This is a genomic window from Bradyrhizobium sp. 141, from assembly GCF_023074055.1.
Taxonomy (GTDB): domain Bacteria; phylum Pseudomonadota; class Alphaproteobacteria; order Rhizobiales; family Xanthobacteraceae; genus Bradyrhizobium.
In genome coordinates this window covers 264,485-277,992 of the sequence record NZ_JADPKR010000108.1, presented here as the reverse complement: position 1 = coordinate 277,992, position 13,508 = coordinate 264,485, and the positions used below count along the sequence as shown (strand labels likewise).

Genomic DNA, 13,508 nt, shown 5'->3' with positions numbered 1-13,508 from the left:
TGGAGGGACCGGGGGCGGCCGAGGGCCTAGTAGCCGACCGTGAAGCGCTGCCTCGCATGGGCCGGGCGCTCGATCTCGTCGGCAAGCGCAATGGCGTAGTCAGCGAAGCTGATCCAGCTCTTGCCGTTCGCATCTGCGAGAAGCTGATCGGTGCCGAGCCGGAACTTGCCGGTGCGTTCCCCCTCGACGAACAGCGCGGACGGCGAAATGAAGGTCCAGTTCAGTTCCTTTTCCTGCCGCAAGAGGTCGAGGAAGGCCGAGCCTGCTTCCGCTTCCGCCTTGTATTGGGCCGGAAAATTGGGAGTCGTGACCAGCTTCACGCCCGGCGCGACCTCGAGGCTGCCGGCGCCGCCGACGACGAGATAACGACCGACCTTGGCGTCTTTCGCCGCACCGATCAGCTTGAGCGCGTCGCTGGCCAGGAAGTGCACGGAACTCACGGCGACGTCGTGCCCGGCCCACAGCTTGGCAAGGCCCGCCTGGTCGAGCACGTCCCCCTTGGTCGGCGTGACGTTCGGCAGGGCTGCGATCTTCTCGGGGTTGCGGGCGATGGCCGTGACCGCGTGGCCGCGGCGCGACAGTTCCTTGGTGATCTCCGACCCGGCCCGGCCCGAGGCGCCGGCGATTGCGATTTTCATGGAAGGCTCCTTTGCTACTGTGGTAACTAATGGCGACTAGGTATCGTAAAGAATGCTGGTGTAAAGAGAGCACTTTGTGCTTACCTGATTACACAGGGGTAACCCCCATGCGTATCGCAAGCGACGAGAACGGATCCGAGGCCCGACCATGAAACCCGACGTCTATGCCGCGAACTGCCCCACCCGCCAGATCCTCGATCGCGTCGGCGACAAATGGGCGGTGCTGATCCTTTTGCTGCTGCGCGAGGAGCCGATGCGCTTCAACCAGTTGCGCCGCACGATCGAAGGCATTTCGCAGAAGATGCTGAGCCAGGTTCTCAAATCGCTCGAACGCGACGGGCTGATCAAGCGCCATGCTATCGCGACCGTGCCTGTCACGGTGGAATATTCGATCACGCAGCTCGGGCTGACGCTCGCCGGCGCGGTCGATCCCCTGCGCGATTGGGCCGAGCAGAATCTGAAAGACGTTCTCGCCGCCCAGCGCCGCTACGACGCGCAGCAGAAGGAGGAAGCGGCGTAAGTGTGTGTGAAGCGACGTTTCGCCCCCAAACCCCGCTGTCATGCCCCGGCTTGACCGGGGCATCCAGTACGCCGAGGCTTCTCGGCTCAATCACTGCTTTCTCTGGAATACTGGGTCGCCCGGTCAAGCCGGGCGACGACAGCCCGCTAAGCCTGCCCGGCCTTCGCCAGTTCGACCTCCACCCGCAGCTCGATCTCGGAGAGCAGGGAATCGAGACCAGGATCGCCCGAGGACGATTTCAGATTCGCCGCAGCATCCCGCAGCCGCATCACGGTCGAGGCATCGAGATTGCCTGATAACAGACCCATCTTGAGATCGTCGAGCACGTCGAGCGCGGTCCTGCCGCGGGCGACCGAGCGCTTGCGGCGCTCGACCGGATCCTCCTCGACACCTTGCAGGGCCAGCAGCCCATCGATGTTGGTGGCGGCCTTCGGTGCGGCAGCGCTCCGCGTCTCCTGCGCCGACGAGGTGTCGGGCAGCACGAAGGTGCCGGAGCCCGTCCGCCTGGCCTGGCTGGCCGGCGTTCCAACCGTGGTGCCGTTCGGTCCGTAGATGCGCATCGGAAGGAATCCGGGTGATCGATGCCCTCACCTTCGCCGTCTTATGGTTAACGGGGCGTAAACAGCCCGGCAAAATCTGCCGACGGGCGGCAGTTTCGCTCCTCAGGGCGAATGACCGCTGACACCGGTCGAAACAGATTTATTCAACCTATTCAGCCACCTACCTCGCTGCCCTCGGTTGGCACAGCACTGGCAAGGACAGCGCCGGACCAGCTCGTCATGGGAGTGTCGTGCAGGTCTTTCCGATTTGAGAGGCCTTTTCAGAAGGCTTGGGGAGCAGAGGATGCCAGGCGTTCGTTGGGTGAGGATTGTTGGGGTGGCCTGCGCGGCGCTGTCGGCGCTGGCGCTGTCGGTCGCGCCGGCGGCTGCGACCTCGCGCATCAAGGACCTCGCCAACATCGAAGGCGTGCGGCAGAACCAGCTCATCGGCTATGGCCTCGTCGTCGGCCTCAACGGCACCGGCGACACCCTCAACAACATCCCCTTCACCAAGCAGTCGCTGCAGGCGATGCTCGAGCGCATGGGCGTCAACATCCGCGGCGCCACCATCCGCACCGGCAACGTCGCCGCCGTGATGGTCACCGGCAATCTGCCGGCCTTCGCCACCCAGGGCACGCGCATGGACGTCACCGTCTCCGCGCTCGGCGATGCCAAGAACCTCCAGGGCGGCACCCTGCTCGTCACCCCCCTGCTCGGCGCCGACGGCAACGTCTACGCGGTGGCGCAGGGCTCGCTCGCGATCTCCGGCTTCCAGGCCGAGGGCGAGGCGGCCAAGATCGTGCGCGGCGTTCCGACCGTGGGACGCATCGCCAACGGCGCCATCATCGAGCGCGAGATCGAGTTCGCGCTCAATCGGCTGCCGAACGTGCGCCTGGCGCTACGCAATGCCGACTTCACCACGGCCAAGCGGATCGCCGCCGCGGTCAACGACTATCTCGGCGTCAAGACCGCCGAGCCGATCGACCCCTCCACGGTGCAGCTTTCGATCCCGCCGGAGTTCAAGGGCAACGTCGTCGCCTTTCTCACCGAGATCGAGCAGCTCCAGGTCGATCCCGATCTCGCCGCCAAGATCATCATCGACGAGCGCAGCGGCATCATCGTGATGGGCCGCGACGTCCGCGTCGCCACCGTCGCGGTGGCGCAGGGCAACCTCACCGTCACCATCTCCGAGAGCCCGCAGGTGAGCCAGCCCAACCCGTTGTCGCGCGGCCGTACCGTGGTCGCGCCGCGCAGCAGCGTCACCGTCACCGAGGACGGCAAGAGGCTCGCCGTCGTCAAGGACGGCGTCTCGCTCCAGCAGCTCGTCGACGGCCTCAACGGCCTCGGCATCGGCCCGCGCGACATGATCAGCATTCTCCAGGCGATCAAGGCCGCCGGCGCGATCGAAGCCGACATCGAGGTGATGTGATGCAGACCGGCACGATCAACACTCCGCGCCTCGCCACCTCCTCGGCCTTTTCGGTGGAAAGCCGCAACGGCCGCCCGGACTTCGAGCTTGCGAGCGCCCTGCAAAAGGTCCCGCCGAAGCAGCAGGCCAGGGCGCAGAAGACCGCTACCGATTTCGAGGCGATGTTTCTCAACAGCATGTTCTCGCAGATGACCTCGGGCCTGAAGGGCGAAGGCCCGTTCGGCGACACGCCCGGCACCGGCGTATGGCGCTCGATGCTGACCGAGCAATATTCCAAGAACTTCGCCAAGGCCGGCGGCGTCGGCATCGCCACCGAAGTTTACCGCACCCTCATCCTGCAGCAGGCGAAAACGATCCGCACGGCATAAGGTCAAACGAGATGAACCAGTTCAACGCCTCACGTCAGCCGATGCAAGCCCAGCGTCCGAACACCGCGCCCGGCAGCGCCGAGGCGCGCAAGCTCGCCGAAGACCTGATGGATGCGATGAGCGCCCTGCTCGGACTGATCGAGCGCGAGACCGAGCTCGTTCGCGCCGGCAAGGTCCGCGAGGCAATGATGCTCGAGAGCAAGAAGCAGGAGCTGTCGCGAAACTACGTCGGCGCCGTCAGCCAGTTGAAGGCGAACCAGCCTCATCTCGCGAAATCCGCGCCGGAGCTGCTCTCGACGCTGCATCGCCACCACGATGCCTTCCGCGCGATGCTTCAGGTCAATCTCACCGTGCTCGCCACCGCGCACGCGGTCTCCGAAAGCGTCGTGCGCGGCGTCAATGCCGAGATCCAGAAGCGCAACGTGCCGAACACCTATACGGCCGCCGGGCGCCGCGCGGCTCCAGGTCCGCGCCACATCACTCCGCTCGCGGTCAGCCGCTCGCTCTGAGCGCACACAAGAACAAGAGACGATTTTACGAAAAACCGCGCGACGATATCGTCGCGCGGTTAGGTACGTTTCCTTACCGGGTCTTCAGTCCTGGTGTTCCATGGTTGCGTTATTAGAGGGGTTGGGATTTGACTCACGCTAGGCAACCAGGAGGCTGCCATGAGTACAGATTTCAGCATCAGGCCGGTGGGGATCCCGGCCCCCGTGCAGATCGTAACGACGTCCAACGTGGCGGCGAACGAGGCCGTGCAAACTGATCTTCCGGTGAGCCAGGCGGTCGCCGCGAGCGATACGAGCGCGCCCGTGCGCAATGATCTGCCGAACCGCGAGAACGTCTCGCGCCAGGTCATATTCGACCAGGCCGCCGCGTCTTTCGTCTTCCAGGTCGTCAATGACAGGACCGACGCAGTGGTCAACCAGTTCCCCGACGAAGCGATGCTGCGCCGGCGGGCCTATTTCCATGCATTGGATATGAAGTCCGAGCCCTCGCGTCCGCTCAGCACGGACGTCAGCGCCTGACGATCACGATCGAGATTGCGGGATCGACGTTGTTGCTCTGCGCCTGACCGGCACCGGTCAGCGTGAAAGTCGTATTGTCGAAGCAAAACGACAAGCTGTGATCAGCACCTGCCCATCACGGGCGTCCGGACAGACCAGCGGCGATGTTGCGGTTGATCTCGATCAGCGGACGGAAGTGATCGAACTGCGGGCTCATCTGGAGCGCGGCGGTCTGGCTCAGCACGAACACGCTGATGTTGGCGATCTTCTGCCGCACGTCGATCGGCTGCGGATTGTTGTCGCGCATCGCCTCGCTCAAGAAAATGGTCCAGAGCTTGCGGTTGAACATCAGGGCCTGCATGGTCTGCTCGCTGAGCGGATCGGCGGCGTTCACGGCGTCCTGGAGCTTGTTCGCGGCCTTGAGCAGGGTCTGCGCCTCGATGTCGCGAGGAGATGCGGTGGTGGTTGCAACACGCGCATAAGCCGAGGCAGCGGAATTCGACATCAATCACACCCTGGAGGTTACCTAGCGCGTTGTAAGCGCTTAAGGATTTCTTTCCCAACCCTAGGCAGCACCGCTTAAGATTTGCTTACGTGTGTGCTTGGAAGCACTCCGGATAATTACGGGTCGCGGAGCTCTTCGTCAGCGCAACGCTAGATCCACGCACGCACGGTGTAAACGCGCTTCGCGCGATGCGTGCTGATCTCAGCTAATCTTGTCTTAGCGATCTCCCTCAAAAGAACGGCGGAGCGTTAGCCCCGCCGCGAAATCTCGAATGGTGAGCTTGGCTCTCGAAATTAGCGGAGCAGCTGCAGCACGCTCTGCTGCGACTGGTTCGCCAGCGACAGCGCGGAGACTGCGATCGACTGGCGGGTCGACAGCGCCTGGCTGTTCGCCGCTTCCTCGTTGGTGTCGGCGAGCGTCAAATTGGACGAGCCGGTCTGCAGCACGTTGATCAGGTTCTTGGAGAAGTCCTGACGCACCTGCACGATCGAAAGGTTCGAACCGAGGGAGGAGCCTTCCGAGCGCAGCCTGCTCGAGGCGGCATTCAGGCTGGCCAGCACCTTGTTGGTGGCGCCGTTGTCGATGAAGTCCGTGCCGGGAACGAGATTGCTGAGACCGAGACCCGCCGCGTTGAACACGACGCCGTTGATGCCGAGCGTCGAGCTGCCGGTCTCGTTGAAAACCAGCTTCAGCGTGTCGCCGTTGAGCAGGTTGATGCCGTTGAAGGACGAGTCCTGCGACGTCGTGTCGATCTGTGCCAGGATGTTGTTGAACTGGCTGACCAGGCTCGAACGCGCCGTCTGCGCGACCGGGTCCTGAACCGGGGGCTGCGCGGTGGTAAAGGCGAGCACGCCGGTGAGCGTACCACCGACCGCGCCGCCCGCGGCAGTCGATCCGAGGGTCGAGGACGCGTATTCGTTGACGGTGGTGACCGTCAGCACGCCGTTGGCATCGATCGTCGCCGTCAGGTGGTTCGCCTGCAGCTGCACATTGAGCTGATCGAGCGTCTTGACAGTGCCGTTGGTGCCGTCGCCGAAGGTGACGTTCACCGGCGTACCGCCGTTGAAGGACGAGAAGGTCAGAGTCTTGCCGCTGACACCACCAACACCGGAGGTGCGCGCCGCGGTGAAGGCGGTCGCCGTTCCCGTGTTGCCGCTGAGGCCGAACGCGCCGAGTGCGTTGCCGGTGCCGGTGATCGACAGGTCGGCATTGATGCCGGTGGAGAGTGCAAGCTGGCCGCTGCTGTTGACCGACGACGGGATCTGACCCGCGGTGGGCGTCAACGTCGCCGCGCCGTTGAAGAGGCTCGCGGTCTTGACGCCGGTGGCAAGATCGACCGCGTTGAGCAGGTCGGTCAGCGTCGCGCTCTGGATATAGACGGTCGAGTTGCCGTTGCCGTCGGTGACGATGTTGCCGCTGACGCCGCCCGACGTGACGCTCGCCGCCGATTGCGGCGTCTGCGCGTTCTTGAAGGTGATGGTGTGGCCGTCGATGTTCAGGGTCGAGCCGTCCTGAACGAGAGTGCCGAGCGAGCCGGCGGTGGTCGATCGGGCCGCGGTCACGTTCGCATTGCCTGCGCCGGTCGCCGCGGTCAGACCGAGCTTGTTGAGGAAGTCAGCCTTGCCCGTCACACTCAGATCGGCACCGGTCGAGCTCTTCAGCGTGACCTGGCCGCCGCCCGAGATGGACGATGCCGTCTGAAGCGTGCCGACGGGACCCGCCGAACCGCTGACCGCGATGGTGGCCGCGCTCGCGCTGATCGTGGCGGTCTTGACGCCGCTGGCGAGGTCGATCGCACTGAGGACGTCGTTGATGGTCGCCCCGGGCGCACCCGCCGTTCCCTCATAGACGATCGAATTGCCGTTGCCGTCGGTGGCGATGTGTCCGCTGGCGTCGAGGCCCCAGCCGGTCGGTTGCGTGCTCGGAGCGGCGCCGGTGCGGAAGGTGATGGTCTTGCCGTTCACGGTCAGCGTGTCGCCGTCGGCGGGCGCGGCCCCGAACGTGGTGGACGCGGTGGTGCCGACCAATGTCGCGGTGCCGGACAGCGCGGTGGTGCCGTCGGCGGCAAGCGCTGCCGTGCCGGTAAAGGTGCCGGCGCTCGAGCCGAGCGATGCACCGAGCGCTGCAGTCCCGGTGACCGGGGTCGTGCCACCGGCTGCACCGGTATAGAGCACGTTGCTCTTGGCGGTCGCGCTCGCGTAGGAGGTCGTGCCGCGAAGGTCGGCGGGCGTCGCGCCGGGAATCGTGGTGGAGACGTTCGACTTGGTGGAGTAGCCGACGGTGGTCTGCAGCGCCTGGTTGGCGATCGATTTGGCGCTGTCGATCAGCTTCTGCAGCGAGGTGATGCCGGTGTTGGCGGCCTGGAGCACCTGCACACCGTTGTTGATGCCGTCGAGCAGGTTACTGATGTCGCTCGCCCGGTTGTCCAACCCCTGCGCCGTGAAGAAGTTGGTGGGATTGTCGAGCGCCGTGTTGACCTTCTTACCGGTCGACAGCCGCTCCTGCGTCGTGGCCAGCAAGTCGGCCGTCGACTGCAGCGACAACAGGTTCTGGCGAACGGACGCCGAGAGAACGATGTTGGACATTGGCGAGTCTTCCTCTTGAACCGGATACGAATCGGCCGCGCGGTCTCGAAAGCGGGCTTTTGTCCAGTTTTAGGAGGTGTCCTTTAAAGTATGGTTAACGCCGGTTTAAGCGATAGGGTTAATGGCGAGTGAAGGCCCTCCCCCGTCTCCGAATGCAAAAAAGAGCGGCGGGGCAAATGGCCCCGCCGCTCGATTTTATTGTGTGATTTCAGTCGGTTATTAGCGGAGCAGCTGGAGCACGCTCTGCTGCGAGGTGTTGGCCAGCGACAGCGCGGAGACCGCGATCGACTGCCGGGTCGACAGCGCCTGGCTGTTGGCCGCCTCGACGTTGGTGTCGGCCAGGGTCAGGTTGGACGAGCCGGTCTGCAGCACATTGATCAGGTTCTTGTTGAAGTCCTGACGGATCTGCACCACCGAGAGGTTCGAGCCGAGGCTCGAGGCTTCCGAGCGCAGCGTGCTCGACGCGGCGTTCAGGTTAGTCAGCACCCTGTTGGCGGCGGCGTTGTCGATGAAGTCGACGCCGACCGTCAGCGAGGCGAGACCCAGGCCCTTCGAGTTGTAGGTCACGCCGGTGATGTTCAGGCTCGACTTGCCGGTCTCGTCGAACACCAGCTTGAGCTGATCGCCGTTCAAGAGGTTGACACCGTTGAACGAGGAGTCCTGCGAGGTCGTGTCGATCTGGTTCAGGATGTTGTTGTACTGAGACACCAGGTTCGCACGGGCCGTCTGGGCAACGCCATCCTGGACGGGATTGGAAGCCGTCGAGAACGTGAGCGCCGAAGTCAGCGTGCCGCCGATCGCACCGCCGGCAGTCGTCGAGCCGAGCGTCGAGGACGCGTAATCGTTGGACGCGGTGATGGTCAGCAAGCCGTTGGCGTCGATCGTCGCAGACAAGTTGTTGGCCTGAAGCTTCGTGTTGAGCTGATCGAGCGTCTTGACCGTGCCGTTGGTGCCGTCGCCGAAGGTGACGTTGACCGCCGTGCCGCCGTTGAAGGAGGAGAAGGTCAAGGTCTTGCCGGCGATGCCGCCGATGCCGGAGGTGCGGGCGGCGGAGAATGCCGTTGCGTTTCCGGTGTTGCCGGCGAGGCCGAATACGTTCAGCGCGTTGCCGGTGCCGGTGATCGACAGGTCGGCGTTGACGCCGGTCGATATCTTGAGCTGGCCGGACGTGTTGATCGTCGATGGAGCCTGTCCGACCGCAGTCGCTAGCGTACCGCCACCACTGCCGTTCAGCGTGAAGGTCTGCACGCCGGTGGCAAAGTCGATTGCCTTCAGCACGTCGTTGACCGTGCCGGCCTGCAGATAGACCGTCGAGTTGCCGTTGCCGTCGGTGACGACGTTACCGCTGGCACCGAAGCCGCTCGGAACACTCGGCGCACCGGTCGAACCCGGGACCGGCGCGTTCTTGAAGGTGATGACGTGACCGTCGACGTTCAGCGTCGAGCCGTCCGCGATGGTCGCACCGAGCGAGGCCGCGCTCGTGGTCCGGTTGGCGGTCACGGTGGCATTGCCTGCACCGGTGGACGTCGTCAGGGCGAGCGCCTTGAGCAGGTCGGCCTTGCCGGTGACGCTCAGATCCGCACCTGTCGAGCTCTTCAGCGTGACGGCACCGCCAGCAGCGCTCGAAGCGGTCTGGCCGACGCTCGTGGCGATCGTCGCGGCACCCGCGGTGATGGATACCGTCTTGACGCCGCTGGCGAGATCAATCGCAGTCAAGAGATCATTGACGTTCGCGGCCGGGGCGCCTGCGGTGCCGAGATAGACGGTGGTGTTGCCGTTGCCGTCGGTGACGAGGTTGCCACTGACGCCCGAACCGGACGCGACCGCAGTCGACGCCGGAGCAGAACCCGAGCGGAAGGTGATGGTCTTGCCGTTCACGGTCAGCGTGTCGCCGTCGGCAGGCTGGGCGTTGCCGGCCAGGCCTGTTGCGGTCGTGCCGTTGGTGGCGATCAGGGTGATGGTGCCGTCCAGGGCCGTGGTGCCGTTGCCGGCCGTTGCGCCAGTGCTTGCAAAGGAGCCGATGGTGGCGCCGAGCGTCGTCGTGCCGGTCGCCGCGGTGGTACCGCCGGCCGTGCCGTTATACAGCACGTTGCTGCTCGCGGTCGCGCTGGCGAAGGACGTCGTGCCGCGCAGGTCGGCCGCCGTCGCGCCCGAGATGGTGGTGGAGACGTTGGACTTGGTGGAGTAGCCGACGGTGGTCTGCAGCGCCTGGTTGGCGATCGACTTGGCGCTGTCGATCAGCTTCTGCAACGAGGTCAAGCCAGTGTTGGCGGCCTGCAGCACCTGCACGCCGTTGGCGATGCCGTCGAGCAAATTGTTGATGTCGCTGGCGCGGTTGTCGAGCGACTGTGCGGTGAAGAAGTTGGTGGGATTGTCCAGAGCCGAGTTGACGCTCTTGCCGGTCGACAGACGGTTCTGTGTGGTGGCGAGAAGATCGGCGGTGGACTGGAGAGAGAGGAGGTTCTGACGAACCGACGCAGAGAGAACAATACCTGACATGACTCTTACCCTTCTGGCTTACGCGTCTTCGTTCGATCGCTTCGGATCGAGTGACGGGGCCAGCGTGCCGCGACATGGCTAACAAAGGGTGAAACGAACATCGCCTGCATAAGCGTCGGTTCACCATAAACGAACGACAGCCGCCCGCGCGTTCTGCAATCAGCCTGAAATCATTGGCGTTTCTCTGCGCTTACGCTCCATTAACCATAACCGCTGGTTACTTTTCGAAAGCCCCGCAGGACGCCGGCTGCGCGGGACGAGCGCAAAAAGAAAGCGGCGGGGCCGAAGCCCCGCCGCCGTAATCGTCTTGCGATGTCGTCCGCTTGTTAGCGGAGCAGCTGGAGCACGCTCTGCTGCGACTGGTTGGCCAGCGACAGCGCGGAGACCGCGATCGACTGGCGGGTCGACAGCGCCTGGCTGTTGGCCGCCTCGACGTTGGTGTCGGCCAGGGTCAGGTTGGACGAACCGGTCTGCAGCACGTTGATCAGGTTCTTGTTGAAGTCCTGACGAACCTGCACGATCGTCAGGTTCGAGCCCAGAGCCGAGGCTTCCGAACGGAGGGTGCTCGAGGCAGAGTTCAGGTTGGACAGCACCTTGTTGGTCGCGGAGTTGTCGATGAAGTCGACACCGCTGGTCAACGCAGCAAGGCCCAGACCCTTGGAGTTGTAGGTCACGCCCGTGATGCTCAGGCTCGACTTGGCAGTCTCGTCGAACACCAGCTTGAGCTGGTCGCCGTTCAAGAGGTTGACACCGTTGAACGAGGAGTCCTGCGCCGTCGAGTCGATCTGGTTCAGGATGTTGTTGTACTGGTTGACGAGATTAGCACGCGAGGTCTGCGCAACCGTATCCTGGACGGGGCTGGAAGCCGTCGAGAACGTCAGCGCCGAAGTCAGCGTACCGCCGATCGAACCACCTGCGGCGCTCGAACCGATGGTCGAGGACGCGTAGTCGTTGGTGGTCGAGACCGTCAGCAGGCCGTTGGCGTCGATCGTCGCCGTCAGGTTGTTGGCCTGAAGCTTCGTGTTGAGCTGATCGAGCGTCTTGACCGTGCCGTTGGTGCCGTCACCGAAGGTGGCGGTGACCGCCGTGCCGCCGTTGAAGGAGGAGAAGGTCAAGGTCTTGCCGGTGATGCCGCCGACGCCCGAGGTGCGCGCCGCGGTGAAGGCGGTCGAAGTGCCGGTGTTGCCGGCGAAGCCGAGCGCATTCAGCGCATTGCCGGTGCCGGTGATCGACAGGTCGGCATTGACGCCGGTCGAGAGCTTGAGCTGGCCCGAGGCGTTGATCGACGAGTTGGTCTGGCCGGTGGCCGTCGTAAGCCCCGCGGTGCCGTTGGCATTGATCGTCGCGGTCTGCACGCCGGTGGCAAGGTCGATCGCCTTCAGCACGTCGTTGATCGTGCCGCCCTGCAGGTAGACCGTCGAGTTGCCGGCGCCGTCAGTGAGGACGTTGCCGCTCGTACCATACCCGCTCGGAACGCTCGGAGCACCGGTCGAACCCGGGATCGGCGCGTTCTTGAAGGTGATGACGTGACCGTCGACGTTCAGCGTCGAACCGTCCGCGATCGTCGCACCGAGCGAGCCCGCGCTCGTGGTCCGGTTGACGCTCACGGTGGCGTTGCCGCCGCCCACAGACGTGGACAGGCCGAGAGACTTGAGCAGGTCGGCCTTGCCGGTGACGCTCAGGTCAGCACCCGTCGAGCTCTTCAGCGTGACGGCGCCCGCACCAACGCTCGAAGCGGTCTGGTTGAAGCTGGTGGCGAGCGTCGCAGCACCGGCGGTGATGGATGCCGTCTTGACGCCGCTGGCCAGATCGACCGCGGTCAACAGATCGTTGACGGTCGCAGCCGGGGTGCCCGCGGTACCGAGATAGACCGTGGAGTTGCCGCTGCCGTCGGTGACGAGGTTGCCGCTGACGCCCGAGCCGGACGCAACCGCGGTCGACGCCGGAGCAGAACCCGAGCGGAACGTGATGGTCTTGCCGTTCACGGTCAGCGTGTCGCCGTCGGCGGGCTGGGCATTGCCGAGCAGGCCGGTGGCGGTCGTGCCGTTGGTGGCGATCAGGGTGATGGTGCCGGTCAGGGCCGCGGTGCCGTCGCCGGCCGTTGCCGCGGTGCCCGTGAAGGTGCCGAGGGTGGCGCCGAGGGTCGTGGTGCCGCTCGCCGCCGTGGTGCCGCCGGCAGCGCCGCTAAACACGACGTTGCTGCTCGCGGTCGCGCTGGCGTAGGAGGTCGTGCCGCGCAGGTCGGCCGCCGTCGCACCCGAGATGGTGGCGGAGACGTTCGACTTGGTGGAGTAGCCGACGGTGGTCTGCAGCGCCTGGTTGGCGATCGACTTGGCGCTGTCGATCAGCTTCTGCAGCGAGGTGATGCCGGTGTTGGCGGCCTGCAGCACCTGCACGCCGTTGGCGATACCATCGAGCAAATTATTGATGTCGCTGGCGCGGTTGTCGAGCGACTGTGCGGTGAAGAAGTTGGTGGGATTGTCCAGGGCCGAATTGACGCTCTTGCCGGTCGACAGACGGTTCTGCGTGGTGGCGAGGAGGTCAGCAGTGGACTGGAGGGAGAGCAGGTTCTGACGAACCGACGAGGAGAGGACGATACCTGACATAACTCTGTTACCTTTCTGGTAAACGACGCTACTGTTACACGTCTGCTTGGACCGAGATGGACCCAGCGACCGGCGGACCGTGGGACGGAGTCCTCTAACGAAACATGAAATGAAACCGGCGCTTTGACTGAGTCGGCGCGCGATTCGGCCGATCCGCCCGGCTGCGGCGCTGCCACGCGGCGCAATTTCAACGTTGATATGATTGCGCTTTTCCGCGCGAATGCCGGCGATTTACAACTCGTTAACTAATGTTGATGGAGTATTGCGCCTTGACCCGCCGCAACACACGCTCGGTTACGAAAGCGTTGATGGAGAACAGGCATGGCCCTCAAGGTCGAGCTCAGGCCGCACGAACGTATCATCGTCGGTAACTGCGTGATTACCAACACGGACCAGCGTGCCCGCCTCCTGATCGACGGCGACAACGTGCCGATCCTGCGCGAGCGCGACATCCTCACGCCCGAGACCGCCGATACGCCGGCCAAGCTCGTCTATCTGGCGGTCCAGCTCATGTACATCTCGCCGGATCCGCAGACCCAGCACGGCACCTATTTCAACCTGGTGCGCGACATCGTCACCGCGGTGCCGAGCGCCTGGCCGATCATCGAGGCCATCAACAACAACATCCTGAACGGCGACCTCTATCGGGCGCTGAAGGATGCCCGCAAGCTGATCGCCTATGAAGAGAAGCTGCGGAGCCAGTTCGAGGCCACCCATCCCAAGGCGGACGCGGACAAGGCCGACGTGAGCTCCGCCGCCTGACCACACGTTTTCGCGTGACGAAGCTACGCGAACGACCCAGTCCCGCAAAC

12 protein-coding genes are annotated in these 13,508 nt (G+C 64.4%); 6 read left to right on the top strand and 6 right to left on the bottom strand.

The features are described from left to right. Positions 1 to 26: 26 nt before the first annotated feature. Positions 27 to 638, bottom strand: coding sequence for an NAD(P)-dependent oxidoreductase (locus tag IVA81_RS34900; RefSeq protein WP_247326704.1), 612 nt, complete (start codon positions 636 to 638; stop codon positions 27 to 29). 148 nt (positions 639 to 786) lie between these two features. Between IVA81_RS34900 and IVA81_RS34895 the strand changes: the two genes are divergently transcribed. Then, positions 787 to 1,158 carry a helix-turn-helix domain-containing protein gene (locus IVA81_RS34895; protein ID WP_247326703.1) on the top strand — a complete coding sequence of 124 codons (372 nt, stop codon included), beginning with the start codon at positions 787 to 789 and terminating at the stop codon, positions 1,156 to 1,158. 146 nt (positions 1,159 to 1,304) lie between these two features. Here the strand turns inward: IVA81_RS34895 and IVA81_RS34890 are convergent, their stop codons facing one another. Continuing rightward, positions 1,305 to 1,718, bottom strand: coding sequence for a flagellar assembly protein FliX (locus IVA81_RS34890; RefSeq protein ID WP_247326701.1), 414 nt, complete (start codon positions 1,716 to 1,718; stop codon positions 1,305 to 1,307). Positions 1,719 to 2,001: 283 nt separating this feature from the next. Between IVA81_RS34890 and IVA81_RS34885 the strand changes: the two genes are divergently transcribed. From IVA81_RS34885 to IVA81_RS34870, 4 genes are all read left to right on the top strand, one after another. Then, positions 2,002 to 3,126, top strand: a complete 1,125-nt coding sequence (locus IVA81_RS34885) for a flagellar basal body P-ring protein FlgI (protein WP_247326699.1) — start codon at positions 2,002 to 2,004, stop codon at positions 3,124 to 3,126. Beyond that, a complete protein-coding gene (flgJ, locus tag IVA81_RS34880; protein WP_247326697.1) occupies positions 3,126 to 3,494 on the top strand; it encodes a flagellar assembly peptidoglycan hydrolase FlgJ in 369 nt (122 codons plus the stop codon). Before IVA81_RS34885 ends, flgJ begins: the two co-directional genes overlap by 1 nt. A gap of 11 nt (positions 3,495 to 3,505) precedes the next feature. Beyond that, positions 3,506 to 4,003 carry a hypothetical protein gene (locus tag IVA81_RS34875; protein ID WP_247326695.1) on the top strand — a complete coding sequence of 166 codons (498 nt, stop codon included), beginning with the start codon at positions 3,506 to 3,508 and terminating at the stop codon, positions 4,001 to 4,003. 159 nt (positions 4,004 to 4,162) lie between these two features. Beyond that, positions 4,163 to 4,522, top strand: a complete 360-nt coding sequence (locus IVA81_RS34870; protein WP_247326693.1) for a hypothetical protein — start codon at positions 4,163 to 4,165, stop codon at positions 4,520 to 4,522. 115 nt (positions 4,523 to 4,637) lie between these two features. Here the strand turns inward: IVA81_RS34870 and flaF are convergent, their stop codons facing one another. From flaF to IVA81_RS34850, 4 genes are all read right to left on the bottom strand, one after another. After that, complete coding sequence (flaF, locus tag IVA81_RS34865) at positions 4,638 to 5,006, bottom strand: flagellar biosynthesis regulator FlaF (RefSeq protein WP_247326691.1); 369 nt, start codon at positions 5,004 to 5,006, stop codon at positions 4,638 to 4,640. A gap of 293 nt (positions 5,007 to 5,299) precedes the next feature. Then, complete coding sequence (locus IVA81_RS34860) at positions 5,300 to 7,591, bottom strand: DUF1522 domain-containing protein (protein ID WP_247326688.1); 2,292 nt, start codon at positions 7,589 to 7,591, stop codon at positions 5,300 to 5,302. A 219-nt stretch (positions 7,592 to 7,810) separates the two neighbouring features. After that, positions 7,811 to 10,090: a DUF1522 domain-containing protein gene (locus IVA81_RS34855; protein ID WP_247326685.1), complete on the bottom strand. Its 2,280-nt coding sequence runs from the start codon at positions 10,088 to 10,090 to the stop codon at positions 7,811 to 7,813. Between the two features lie 326 nt (positions 10,091 to 10,416). Beyond that, positions 10,417 to 12,696 (bottom strand): DUF1522 domain-containing protein, encoded by a 2,280-nt coding sequence (locus IVA81_RS34850; RefSeq protein WP_247326684.1) that lies wholly within the window; start codon positions 12,694 to 12,696, stop codon positions 10,417 to 10,419. A 321-nt stretch (positions 12,697 to 13,017) separates the two neighbouring features. Between IVA81_RS34850 and flbT the strand changes: the two genes are divergently transcribed. Then, a complete protein-coding gene (flbT, locus tag IVA81_RS34845) occupies positions 13,018 to 13,458 on the top strand; it encodes a flagellar biosynthesis repressor FlbT (protein ID WP_247326683.1) in 441 nt (146 codons plus the stop codon). The last annotated feature ends 50 nt before the right edge of the window (positions 13,459 to 13,508 follow it).